At 44.2% G+C, this 12,821-nt stretch carries 7 protein-coding genes; 3 read left to right on the plus strand and 4 right to left on the minus strand.

What is annotated here, in order from left to right:
* Positions 1-2,087: 2,087 nt before the first annotated feature.
* The 3 genes from H1A14_RS20765 to H1A14_RS20775 all read left to right on the plus strand — a co-directional run bounded on the left by H1A14_RS20765 (position 2,088) and on the right by H1A14_RS20775 (position 3,963).
* Positions 2,088-2,528: a MarR family winged helix-turn-helix transcriptional regulator gene (locus tag H1A14_RS20765; RefSeq protein ID WP_194778225.1), complete on the plus strand. Its 441-nt coding sequence runs from the start codon at positions 2,088-2,090 to the stop codon at positions 2,526-2,528.
* A 94-nt stretch (positions 2,529-2,622) separates the two neighbouring features.
* On the plus strand, positions 2,623-3,627 hold the full coding sequence (locus H1A14_RS20770) for an NAD(P)/FAD-dependent oxidoreductase (RefSeq protein WP_194778226.1): 1,005 nt from the start codon (positions 2,623-2,625) through the stop codon (positions 3,625-3,627).
* Between the two features lie 15 nt (positions 3,628-3,642).
* Positions 3,643-3,963: a 2Fe-2S iron-sulfur cluster-binding protein gene (locus H1A14_RS20775; RefSeq protein WP_194778227.1), complete on the plus strand. Its 321-nt coding sequence runs from the start codon at positions 3,643-3,645 to the stop codon at positions 3,961-3,963.
* A 378-nt stretch (positions 3,964-4,341) separates the two neighbouring features.
* On the opposite strand, the gene H1A14_RS20780 is transcribed toward H1A14_RS20775, so the two are convergent.
* The 4 genes from H1A14_RS20780 to H1A14_RS20795 form a co-directional block, all read right to left on the minus strand.
* Positions 4,342-6,504, minus strand: a complete 2,163-nt coding sequence (locus H1A14_RS20780; RefSeq protein WP_194778228.1) for a cation:proton antiporter — start codon at positions 6,502-6,504, stop codon at positions 4,342-4,344.
* Between the two features lie 121 nt (positions 6,505-6,625).
* Complete coding sequence (locus H1A14_RS20785) at positions 6,626-8,512, minus strand: DUF389 domain-containing protein (protein ID WP_194778229.1); 1,887 nt, start codon at positions 8,510-8,512, stop codon at positions 6,626-6,628.
* A gap of 267 nt (positions 8,513-8,779) precedes the next feature.
* Positions 8,780-9,754, minus strand: a complete 975-nt coding sequence (locus H1A14_RS20790) for a PorP/SprF family type IX secretion system membrane protein (RefSeq protein WP_194778230.1) — start codon at positions 9,752-9,754, stop codon at positions 8,780-8,782.
* A 103-nt stretch (positions 9,755-9,857) separates the two neighbouring features.
* A partial coding sequence (locus H1A14_RS20795; RefSeq protein ID WP_194778231.1) for a DUF7507 domain-containing protein occupies positions 9,858-12,821 on the minus strand: 2,964 nt, incomplete at its 5' end.

The raw sequence follows: 12,821 nt of genomic DNA on the forward strand, positions 1-12,821 counted from the left end.
TAGGGATGGAGAATTGTGAATTGAGAATTGTTGTCAGGGTTGTCACTGAGGTTGTCAGGTTGTCTTATTTCTTGGATTTTAGCTGTTTCTGGTTGTCGAAAGCCTCGTAAATCGTCATTCGTAACTCCCAAATCATGATTCATGATTCAAAATTCTAAATTCATCATTCTTTTTCAGGGTAATCGATGGAAATTTAGAAAGCAGGAAGCTCGAAGCTGAAAGCTGAAAGGGGGAGATCAGATAAACAGATAAACGGAGGAACGGGGTATCGGAGGAAAAACCATGTTATTTTTCATCACCCTGAGCAGAGCGAAAAGTCTTTGTCCATTCGGAGCGGCAGCTATAAACTTTACCGTCACCCTGAGCGAAGAGAAGGGTCTTCGTCCCTTCGGAGCGAATGGTCTTCGAAATATTGGAGACATGCCAGCCCGGCCGTAAGGTGGGCCTGCTAGAAAGAACAGGCGGGCCTGCCCGTGAAATCTGTAATCACCTATTGAGGACCAAATCGCACCACAGACCGCGCGAAGGGTCTCGGGAAAACCGAGGTAAAAAAGCTGGAAGCCTGAAGCTGAAAGCCGAAAGGTGAAAGCATAATGAGCTCAAAGCCTGAAGCTGAAAGGTGAAAGTAGGGAAAACTAAGTGAGAGATGGGAGGTAAAAGGTGGTAGGTTGGATAATCAGATAAACAGGTTAACAAAGATGAGAGTAACAGAAAAAGCTGAAAGGGGGGAGTTGGGGACTTAGGGATTTGGAGACTGAGAGACTTAGGGACTTAGGGATGGGGAATTATGGATTATGAATTGTGAATTGTTGTCAGGGTTGTCACAGAGGTTGTCAGGTTGTCTTATTTCTTGGATTTTAGCTGTTTCTGGTTGTCGAAAGCCTCGTAAATCGTCATTCGTAACTCCCAAATCATGATTCATTATTCAAAATTCTAAAATCATCATTCTTTTTCAGGGTAATCGATGGAAATTTAGAAAGCAGGAAGCTCGAAGCTGAAAGCTGAAAGTGGGGAGATCAGTTAAACAGATAAACGGAGGAACGGGGTATCGGAGGAAAAACCATATTATTTTTCTTCACCCTGAACAGAGCGAAAAGTCTTTGTCCCTTCGGAGCGACAGCTATAAACTTTACCGTCACCCTGAGCGAAGAGAAGGGTCTTCGTCCCTTCGGAGCGAATGGTCTTCGAAATACCGGAGAAATGCCTACCCGGCCGTAAGGTGGGCCTGGCCGAAAGAACAGGCGTGCCCGTCCGTGAAATCTGTAATCACCTATTGAGGACCAAATCGTTCTCAAGACCGCGCGGTGGGTCGCGGGAATACCGAGGAAAAAAGCTGGAAGCTCAAAGCTGAAAGTAGGGAAAAACAAATCAGTCATTGAAAAATAGTTCCGTAGGAACGAACGATTTAATAGCCCGGTAATTTATTGCCGGGATAAAAGAGGACCGAAAGTAATATGAAGTGCCGTAGGTACGACATATTTTCTCCTTCGGATAAAAGGTTACAGCTAAAAGAAATGAGAACAGAAAAACGGGATATCAGAGAACAGAACAAAAAATGGGATAGCCAAAGGCTCAAAGGTGAAAGCTGAAAGAATTGAAAACAGAAAAATAGGACAATAGAATTAAAGATGTTTAAATCGTAGCTGAAAGTCCCCCAAATGGGAGGACGGTGCGTTAAGAAAAGGTCCAGCGGACCTTTTTAGCATAGGGCCAGCATGAAGGGCAGGCCAGTAGGGGGAAGAAAGGCGTAAATCAGATGACATACTTAAATCTTAAAACTGAAAGGATTGAGAACAGAAAAACGGAGCATGAATTACGAGTTGCGATTTACGATTTACGGATTTTGGAATTTTGAATTTCTAATGTCGAATGATGAATTACGATTTGGGATTTGGGAATTACGAGAACTGGAGGCTGAGCAAAATCGACAACAACGATAACTAGACAACAAGACAGCAGCTGAAAGCTGCCTGTCTGGACAACTAGAAAACAAGACAACATTCACAAACCCAAACTCTTTAAGAAATCGGCCGCAAGCAAGTTCAGTTTCTGAGATTTTTCATATATTTGTTGTACTAATTATTGGCATGACACAGGAACAATTCAGCAAATACTCTTTCCTTCTGGACAGGACGGCCCGCAAAGTCAAACAATATGCCCAACAGCAGTTTAAGATGGGTGAATTTGACATTACGGTGGATCAGTGGCTGGTGATGAAAAACTTGTCGGAAAACGAGGTCTTGAGCCAGACAGCCCTGGCCAATTTGGTTTTCAAAGACCATCCCACCCTTACCCGCATCATAGACCTGCTCTGTAAAAAAGGCTATGTGGAAAGAATACCCCATCCCCAAGACAGGAGGAGTTTTCATTTGAACCTGACCCAGAGCGGCTTACAAAAAGTGAGTGAACTGAAACCTCAGGTCTCTCAGATCAGGGAAAAAGCCTGGGAAAACCTCAATTCTAAGGACTTCGAAGAATTTAAGCGGATCCTGAACACCATTTACGCCAATTTGGAACAGAATAATTGATGAAATTTAGCGGATATAGTTGTTATACTAACTATATTTGTACGAACAAAATTGATTGACAGCGGGTTTCTCCATAAAATAGATTTCAAAAATCATGATCAACACTGACATTTGCATTATCGGAGCCGGTCCAGTGGGCCTTTTTGCAGTATTTGAAGCGGGTTTGTTGAAAATGCGCTGCCACTTGGTGGATGCATTGCCTCAGGTCGGTGGACAGCTTTCAGAAATCTATCCCCAAAAGCCGATTTATGACATTCCTGGATATCCAGAAGTGAAAGCACAGGAATTGGTGGACAACCTGATGAAGCAAATAGCGCCGTTTAAACCCACATTTTCCCTTGGAGAACGCATTGATTTTCTGGAGAAACAAAAAGACGGTTCCTTTGTACTCACCACCAATGACAAGACACAGATTCATGCCAAGGTGGTGGTCATTGCAGGAGGATTGGGTTGTTTTGAGCCCCGAAAGCCAGTGTTGGAAAATCTAGAGCACTTTGAAGGCAAAGGCATCACCTACATGGTGAAAGATCCGGAAACCTTCAGAGACAAGAAAGTGATTCTGGCTGGAGGAGGAGACTCAGCCTTGGATTGGACCATCTATTTGTCCAACTTGGCCCAAAGGGTAACTTTGGTCCATAGAAATGAAACTTTCCGTGGAGCACCGGACAGTGCTGCCAAGGTTTTTGACCTAGCCAATCAAGGTAAGATTGACCTTATCCTCAGTGCCAACCTGAAAAAGCTGGGAGGAAATGGCAGGTTGAACAGTGTCATCCTCGAAAACAAAACCAAAGAAGAAATCATCATTGATGCGGATTATCTGATCCCCTTGTTTGGCTTAAGTCCTAAATTGGGCCCCATCGCCAACTGGGGATTGAACATAGATAAAAATGCCATTGAAGTGGATACCACAGATTATTCCACGAATGTAAAGGGGATTTATGCCATTGGGGATATCAATACCTATGAAAATAAATTAAAACTGATCCTTTGTGGGTTCCATGAAGCCGCTTTGATGGCCCATAGCGCATTCAAATACGTCTATCCTGATCAGAAACTTAGTTTTAAATACACCACAGTCAATGGGGTGAATGCATTTTAATTTTAGATTTGCACCATGGTAACTTTTACAGTAGAAGATTTGGACGGCAAACGTCAGGATATTGAAGCTCCGGATGACATGGGGCTAAGTTTGATGGAAATTCTAAAGGCCTCTGAATACCCCGTTTTGGCCACTTGCGGCGGGATGGCACTATGTGCCACCTGTCATGTAGAAATATTGGAAGGAAAAGATGGTTTGGGAGAGGCCACCGATGTGGAATTGGATCAGTTGGAAACCCTTCCCGAACTCTTTCCCACAAGCCGATTGGCCTGTCAGATCCGCATCAGTGAATTGCTCGATGGTGCCGTGATCAAATTGAGAGGAGAAGACAATTAAAGCCACACCAAGGTACGAATCATAAAATCTCAGGGAAACCGCTGAAATTGCGAATTCTTTGAGATTAATTTTTAATGGTTATCGGCTTTTTTGCCACTAACCCAATATTCATCTTCAAAAGGGTTGGAAGTCGGAAGTCCCCCGCCTGTCACCTGCATTTCAGTTTGGTGGCGAGAATTATATTGAATTACCATTTTACTGGCATCATTGCCTACATTTATGTTATTTTTTTTAAAATCTTTTATGGTAAAAATTGAAATTGGATATCCATTCCTTTACCAGAAATAGCTGCATCGAAATGACCCCTCTACTCGAAAATCCGGCTCATCCCCAAAGGAGTCTCATTTTGTTGAGCGAGAAGGAGACGGTTTACAAACCTTATTTTCTCCTAAACAACTTACTCACCGTCTTTCCAAAATCATCTATCATGCCCACACTGTTCAGCAAAGGATTAAACAGTGAAGTACCACCAATAGCAGTATACCCTTTTTGGTCAAAATCAGATTGCATGGGGTAAATCAAAATGTAATTGTTGTTCTGGAAATATTTGTTGAGGTACTTGGGCAATTTATCCATCACCGGGTCAAATGATCCACCGTTTTTTCTGCTCATCACGACCACCAAGGCGTCGTTTTTTGACAAATCTCTGGACAGGATCAAAAAATCTTCCCAGTCTGGGAAATCAAAAAAACTGGCTTCTATTTGAAATTTTTCCTGGACCTGTCTGATATAGTCCAAAGTTTCACTTTGAACATAAAATTGAATGGCTGCCCCGGTATTCCGGCCAATGTTCCAGATTCGCAAAAGCCAAAAAAGAAATCCTATCTCCTTTTCGGCATTTTTAGGTACCACAACCAAATACCTTCCTATGGTATTGATGGGCTGTTGGTTGTGATAAATCATGGTAGTGGCATTGCATCTGCTGAGGATACCTTCTGTCAAATTTCCCAAAAAGGAATCAGAGATTCCAGCATGCCTGTGCAATCCCATGATAATGTCTGTCACCTTGTTTTCCTTGACCACGTTGGTAATCCCATTGACCACATTGGAATCATATCGGATCAGCTCAGTGAGAATATTGTCTGTGGCAGAAGCTGATTTGCTGGCTGTTTCCAAGAGTTTTTTGGCATTCTTTTCCTTGGAAATGTCCTCCGAATCCGAGGGTATGATATTAAGGGCCAAAAGGGTGTTTTTTGAAGATTGCGTTTTGATGGTGACCCCAAGGTTGATCAATTCCTCGATGTTTTCGGGATAATTGACCGGAATAAGAATTTTTTCCCCTGAATCCGAATCATCCTCTGCTTCGTTGCCCTCGGCTTCTTCCAAGGCCAATTGCATGGCTCCCTTCTGAGCGACAAAGGAGGCAATGGTACAAGTAACCAAGATCATCAGAATGGTACCATTGAGGATGCTGTCTCCGAGAAGTCGAACAGGTTCACCAGCAGCCGTCTCCGCTATGATGATGTTATAGCCTACCAATACTGCCGCCAAAGTAGCAGCAGCCTGTGCATTGCTTAAACCAAAAATAACATTCCTTTGAGCAATTGAAAAGTTAAAGGTTTTTTGGGTAAACCAAGCAGCGAGAAACTTCGAGACCGTGGCTACTACCGTCATCACTACCGCTACAACGATGGTTTCCAAATCATTGAAAAACACCCGATAATCAATCAACATGCCCACACCTATCAGGAAAAAGGGAATAAACAACGCATTGCCTACGAAATCAATCCGGTTCATCAAAGGTGAAGTATGAGGAATCAGCCGGTTCAATGCCAAACCAGCCAAAAAGGCCCCGATAATGGCTTCAATTCCAGCGGCTTCTGCCAAAAATGCGCCTAAAAAAACCAATCCCAAAACAAATATATACTGGGAAATACTGTCATTGTTTCTTTTGAAAAACCACCTGCCCACCAAAGGAAAAAGCAAGGAAACCACCAAGGCAAAAATGGTCACCGAAACTCCTAATCTGATCCAAAAGTCATTGGTCAATTCTCCTTTATACATACCGGCAATGACGGCCAAAACCAATAGGGCCAACGTATCGGTAATCATTGTACCTCCCACGGTGATGTTCACGGCCTTGTTTTTGATCACTCCCATTTTGCTGATGATGGGGTAAGCTATCAGGGTATGGGAAGCAAACATACTGGCCAACAAAACTGACGTGGGTACCCCGAATCCCAGTACATAAATCCCAACTGCAGTGCCCAGTATCATAGGGATCAAAAAGGTGTATAAACCGAAAACCACACTTTTTCCACTGTTTTTCTTAAAGTCAGCCATGTCTATCTCCAGGCCTGCCAGAAACATGATGTAGAGAAGACCGACTGTTCCGAACAATATCACTGAACTGTCCCTCTCCAAAATATGAAAGCCATTGGGCCCTAAAATGGCTCCGGCGATGATCAAGCCAATCAACTGCGGAATCTTGATTTTATTGAGTAGAATAGGTGCAAAAAGAATGATGAAAAGTATGACAGAAAAGATCAATACAGGATTCTCCAGAGGCAATGAAAAACTTAAATCGGCTAATAGGACCATATTTGTAAAATCTAAATCTGGTCAAAAATACCAAAAATCAGATTCCAATAAACCTGTCCATAAAAATAAACTGAAATGTAAATATTGTTGAGATGAAATTTGTAAAAGAATCCGTCTCTATTCAGTAGAGTTTAATTCCTGCCCTGAGTTCCAATTCAAGGGCCTCTCCCACCAATTCTTCCAGTTCATCCTTGACCTGTCTCAACTCAGGTTCACCAAGCGGTCTTTCTGAGATCACCGTAACCGACATGCGGAGCGGACTCAAACTTCGCACATTTACATCCCTGAGTATGCCGTGCTCAGTTTCGTAGCCACTTAATCTTTGGATGATTTTGTTTTCTTTTACCATCTTGGTAAACCCAAAAGCAAGTGGTGTACTGATTCCAATGACAAAAATCAGGGAGATTAACAAGCCTTTTCTGGCCAACTTAAACGGGCTGAATCCCAAAAGCAAAAAGGTAAGTGCTGCGGCAAGCACCATCCCGCCCAGGTTGGTGACCAGCAATAAAAAAGATCCAATAAATACCGGCCAATCCGCCCAGCCCAATCCAATTCCCGAAACGGCCAAAGGTGGTACTAGGGCCACAGCAATGGCTACACCTGCCAGTGTTTTGGCAATTTCCTTTTTTGCATGGGCATAGGCACCCGCTACCCCTGAACCTACGGCTACCCCTAGGTCCAGTAAATTAGGCCGGATTCTAGCGGTGATCTCACTGTTCAGGGTGTTCAAAGGAGTCATCCATGTAATCAACACTGCGCACACATATCCCACCAACAAACCAAGTCCAATGGCTTTTAAGCTGTCTTTAACCAAGGATTGGTCTTGCCTCAGTACGCCCATAGATAAGGAAATGATGGGATTCATCAGGGGGGCCAGGATCATCGCGCCAATGATTACAGGAGAGGAATTCCCGAAAAGCCCAAAAGTAGCGATCAGGGTAGAAAGGAACATGAGGACCAAAAAACTGGAAGTAGTCTTTGAATTGTCTCTCAATATGGTAAACAACCAAGTAAATTCTTCCGTGGTGGCATGGTTGATAAATGGCAAAGGACGACCCAATAACTCTTTTCTCAACTCCCCACGAGGTAAAGCCTGGGTTTTAAAAACCTCTTTGTGTTTTTTGACATCATTGGTTTCCAAAAGTCTTCCTGGCACAATATCCAATACCCCCGGCACCACTTCCAGCTCGATTTCTTTGGCAGACATTAGCGTACTGTCCAAGGAAAACTCCACCGCAATGTCGCTTTTGATGGTCATTTTTTGGGTTTTGATATGGGCAGCAAAATCAGGTAGGCTGTTGTTCCCTTTGGATCTGAAAATACTGGTAAACCCAAATTTCATCAAGCCAGATACACTGTGGGGGGCAATGATCAAATTATGCATCATCCCGTCATTGATAAATGAATCAGCAATGATTCTTCTGGATAAAAGAGAGCTTTTCCCATGCTGTACGACCACCATGCCCACTGCGGCAGTTTTGATCACCTCGGGCTCCTTACCCTCCTTCTCCAGCACGATGTCAAATGCCTGTACTTCCACTCTCCTAAATAATTTGAAAAAATTAAGTATGTTTTTCCACTTCCTTTTGAAATAATTGGTTTCGGTATTGCCATACATCACATTCATGGTTTCCCCGATCACCAGGTTATTGAACACCGGTCTGCCATTGGCCATGAGCAAATCCACTTTCATGGTTTTTTCTGTTTCCAGAATATTTTGAAGTGCTGTCTGGAGCTTTGAAGAAATGCCAAAGCCCTGTCTGATGTGGTTCATTTCTGGATGCGGCAGATACCCCAGCTTCCAGTTTTTTTCTATGGCCACAGGCAAAAATTCGCGCAATTGATCGTCAGAAAGGTAGGTGACAATGAAGTCATCCATCCCCAATTCTAATGTAAGATCAGCTTTAAATGCGACCGCAATTTTGAGGTGTTGTTCAAACAAAGGCACAAGGTCCGCTAAGACCTCATCCTTAAGTTTTTGATCATACAAAAGGGTGATTCCTTTCATTTCTGATAAAAATTGGTGTGTTGCAAATGATTGAAACTATCTTCTAAGCTATAGGTTTAACCCACTTTTTCCTCACAGGTTTGAAATGGTCATGTCCTGATCGGACTTTTGTCATTGTTGGCAAAGGTCTTTTATGTAATTCGGCTCAAGGCAACCTAAAGGTACTCAATATCCTCCAATGGCTGGGAATAAAAGTAAAAACCCTGAAAACGGGAAGTTGAACAATTCCGGTTTTCAGGGTAAATAAATTCGTTTTTAAGAAAGAATCTAGAACCAGCGCTGATTTCTCATCCTGATGTTTTTAGGCGCAATGTAATAGCCAATGGAGATTTCATGAGAATTGTTTCTCAGGTTATTCAAGGCATTGGTATTGTGGTCATAGGCATAGCCAATCCTCAAATCATTCATCACAAAGAGTTCAAAGATCATGGCAATGGCATTTCGGCTGCTGAGGTCACTTTGCAGGTTATCCTTCCACCATTTTACATTTGACCTGTAAGATGCCCCTATCCAGAATGTTTCCATAAACAAGAACATGCCATTAAGGTCATAACTGGTAGGCCCACCTTTGACTTCCTTGAATAAGAAAGAGGGTTTGAACTGAATGTTTTCCGAAATCGGTAAAAAAGCTCCGGCCGTTAGGAAATAATGGAAGTCATGGTAAGCCAAGGCGATTTCCTCCCGCTCCAGACTTTGCTTTCCTATCAGATTGTATACACTGAATCCTGCATAAAAACGCTGGGTATTGAAAAAGATACCTGCATTCATATTGGGTGTAAACATGTTGATTCTTCCTTCGGGAATGTTGGGATCGTTGAAATCATTGGGATTCAACATAGACCCGTCTATGACATATTCAGAGACGCCACCACTGACTCCCAAACCAAGAAAGGACTCATACCCCACCTGTATCCGATAGGCATAAGTCAATAATGCAGAGGAGGTCTGTGCAGGGCCTAACCGGTCCGAAAGGATAGATGCACCGAAACCCATCAATCCCTCATTGGCGCTTAAGTCAGCCGTAACCGTAAAGGTTTTGGGAGCACCAGGGAAATTAACCCACTGACTCCTGTAAGTGGATTGAACATAAGGTTCTCCTTTGTACCCTGCATATCCCGGATTGACATGCAAACCATTGAAGATGTACTGGCTAAACTGCGGGAGCTGTTGGGCAAAAGACCCCCCGGTAGCCCAGAGGGCTACCAGTAGGGTAATTGTCATTAATTTAAAAGTGCCTTTCATCTGTTTTTCATTTGATTTTTAACGGTCAGATGGAATCTCGCTTGGTAAATAACCATTCCACTTTGTGACATACTTAATTAGACTCGATTTCATCATTTTACTTTTAATCTTTTTTAATCACTTGAATCCATCCTCTGAATATGTGTTCTCTTCCTTCTACATCCGTGGACCTCATCACAAAGAAGTAGGTACCTTGAAGCAGTCCATCCGCTGACCAGTTGTTTTGATAGTCATCAGACTCAAACACGTGGTCTCCCCATCGGTCAAAGATGACAATCTGGTTTCTTACAAATTTGCCCAGCCCTTTGATCTCGAAGGCATCATTCAATCCATCTGCGTTAGGAGTGATCACGTTCGGAATAAACATTTCCAGAATTCTGTTTTCATCTCTATCGGTGTTGTCTGAAGGATTTGCATCCTCTTCTTCACCTTGAACTTCCACCTCATTGATGATGATCCCCAGGCCAACTGCTTTGACCCTCAATTGAATGGTCAGGGTGGCTCCTGTTGGGAAGAACGGTACGTTCCAAGTCACTAGGTTGCCGACCACGTTGCTGCTTACGGTGATGTCCGGAGTAGATGCCGTGAAGCTGGTAGACACAAACTGTAATCCAGCTGGCAACTGATCCGTGATGACCACCTCTGTAGCATCATCAAGTCCGGTGTTGGTCACTACAATTTCGTAGTTAAACTCATCCCCTTCGTATATCTCCCTTTCAAAGGAAGTTTTACTGATAGACATATCTATGGATTTCGGTCTTACCGAGATCGGATCGGACGTCGTACTGTCCTCAAAAGGTCCATCATTGACGACCATGGTGTTGACCAGTTCTCCCGGTGCTACTGCCATGACCACCACTTCGATGCTCACGCTTTCTCCAGAGGCCAGGGCTCCGATGTTCCAGAAATATTCACCATCAATCGGTAAGCTGGAAGAGATGAACTCAAATTCCTCTGGCAACTCGTCGGTGATGACCACATCTTCCAGGTCAAACTCACTGTTGTTGGTCAAGGTCAAGGTGTAAGTGATCAGATCACCCACCACACCTTCGGTGACATCAGCTGTTTTCTCCAGGCTAACCAAGATCGGTCTCACCGTGATGGTTACCTCAGCGGTACCACAGATCACATCCGGCGTACTCGTGTCACAGACTTGATAGGTAAAGGTGTCTGTTCCACTGAAGTTTTCATTCGGCGTGTAGGTGACAGTTCCATCCTCATTCACCACTACGGTTCCGTTTTCCGGATCTTCCACGATGGTCACAGAACTTGGATCCAATGGCAGGATAGTACCAGAATCATTGGCCAGGATATCAATGTCCACAGCGGTGTTTTGGTTCGTAACCGCTTCATCATCTACTATGGTCAATCTGTTGGACAATTCGATGGTGACGGTATCGCTTTCACTGAGGTCATCTACACTTGCAGTGGCGATATTCGTCACGGTTCCGTTTTCGATATCAGCCTGGGTGATTACATATTCCTCTTCAAATTCCACAGTAGTATTCGGCGCCAGACTTTCTATGACCACATCCAATCCAGTCAAAGGATCCGTTACGATCACATCAGTAAGCGTTACCGTACCGTTGTTTCTGACAGAAATGGTGTACGTGATGACATCTCCTACCGCACCATAAGTCTCCACATCTGCCGCTTTACTCACTTCAAGAGAAGCACCAATTACAATACCTTCTAAGGTAATGGTCACACTGTCCTCGTCACTAACTGCTTCGCCTAGAGGATCTTCTCCGCTAGCTGTCGCAATGTTGGTAACAAATCCGGATGTGATGTCTTCTGCTGTGATCACATAAGTCTCTGTGAAAGTCACTGAAGTGTTGGGCAACAAGAGATCAACTGTTTGATCAAGTCCTGTCAATGGATCAGATACCACCACATTGGTCAATGGAAGGGTGCCATTGTTTCTAACCACTATGGTATAAGTCACCTCATCCCCTTCTTCAGTGTAATTGGTCACATCTGCTGACTTGGTCACTTCAATGCTGGCTCCCGCAACCAAACCATCCAAAATAATGGTTACTGTATCGGAATCTGCGACTTCTTCTCCATTTGGATCCTCAGCGATGGCTTCTGCCACATTGGTTACCAAGAGATTGGTGATGTCAAGGTCAGTAATGAGGTAGACTTCGGTAAACACCCTCACCTCATTCGGTCCTAGATTATCAATCGTAGTGCTCAATCCAGTCAATGGGTCAGTCACGACCACATTGGTCAACACCTCAGTACCATTGTTTCTTACTGTTATGGTATAAGTAATTTCCTCACCCACTTCAGTGTAGACATCCACATCCACTACTTTGGTTACTTCTATGGAAGCTCCAATTACCAGTCCTTCCAAGGTTACGATCGCACTGTCGGTGCCTTCTACGGTGTCTCCGTTCGGATCAACACCTTCCGCTCTGGCGGTATTGGTGATGCTGCCGTTGGTGATGTCAGCTGCGGTGACAATATAGGTCTCTGTAAAGACCTGCTCGCTGTTTGCAGGAAGGGTGGCGATGGTCACATCCAGTCCGGTCAATGGATCGGTCACCGTCACATCGGTCAGATCCACCGTGCCGTTGTTTCTCACCGTGATCGTGTAAACGATCTCGTCTCCCTCTTCGGCGTAATTGCTTACATTCGCGGTCTTGGTCACCTCGATGCTGCCGCCTTCCACGATGCCCTCAAGGGTAACCGTGATGCTGTCTGTCCCTTCGACGGTGTCTCCGTTCGGATCAGTTCCCTCGGCACTTGCCGTGTTGGTGATGCTGCCGTTGGTAATGTCAGCTGCGGTGACAATATAGGTCTCTGTAAAGACCTGCTCGCTGTTCGCTGCCAGGGTTGGAATTGTAGTGTCAAGACCTGTCAAAGGATCGGTTACCGTCACATTGGTCAGATCAACTGTTCCGTTGTTTCTTACCGTGATGGTGTAGACGATCTCGTCTCCCTCCTCAGCGTAGTTGGACACATCCGCGGTCTTGGTCACCTCGATGCTGCCGCCTTCCACGATGCCCTCAAGGGTAACCGTGATGCTGTCTGTTCCTTCGACGGTATCCCCGTTCGGATCGGT

The organism is Pararhodonellum marinum (genome assembly GCF_015354735.1).
Taxonomy (GTDB): Bacteria; Bacteroidota; Bacteroidia; order Cytophagales; family Cyclobacteriaceae; genus Pararhodonellum; species Pararhodonellum marinum.

What these genes read in the sequence shown, in the direction of transcription:
- H1A14_RS20785 (WP_194778229.1), bottom strand. Translation starts at nt 8,512, where the DNA reads ATGAAAGGAATCACCCTTTTGTATGATCAAAAACTTAAGGATGAGGTC.
- H1A14_RS20775 (WP_194778227.1), top strand. Translation starts at nt 3,643, where the DNA reads ATGGTAACTTTTACAGTAGAAGATTTGGACGGCAAACGTCAGGATATT.
- H1A14_RS20765 (WP_194778225.1), top strand. Translation starts at nt 2,088, where the DNA reads ATGACACAGGAACAATTCAGCAAATACTCTTTCCTTCTGGACAGGACG.
- H1A14_RS20790 (WP_194778230.1), bottom strand. Translation starts at nt 9,754, where the DNA reads ATGAAAGGCACTTTTAAATTAATGACAATTACCCTACTGGTAGCCCTC.
- H1A14_RS20780 (WP_194778228.1), bottom strand. Translation starts at nt 6,504, where the DNA reads ATGGTCCTATTAGCCGATTTAAGTTTTTCATTGCCTCTGGAGAATCCT.
- H1A14_RS20770 (WP_194778226.1), top strand. Translation starts at nt 2,623, where the DNA reads ATGATCAACACTGACATTTGCATTATCGGAGCCGGTCCAGTGGGCCTT.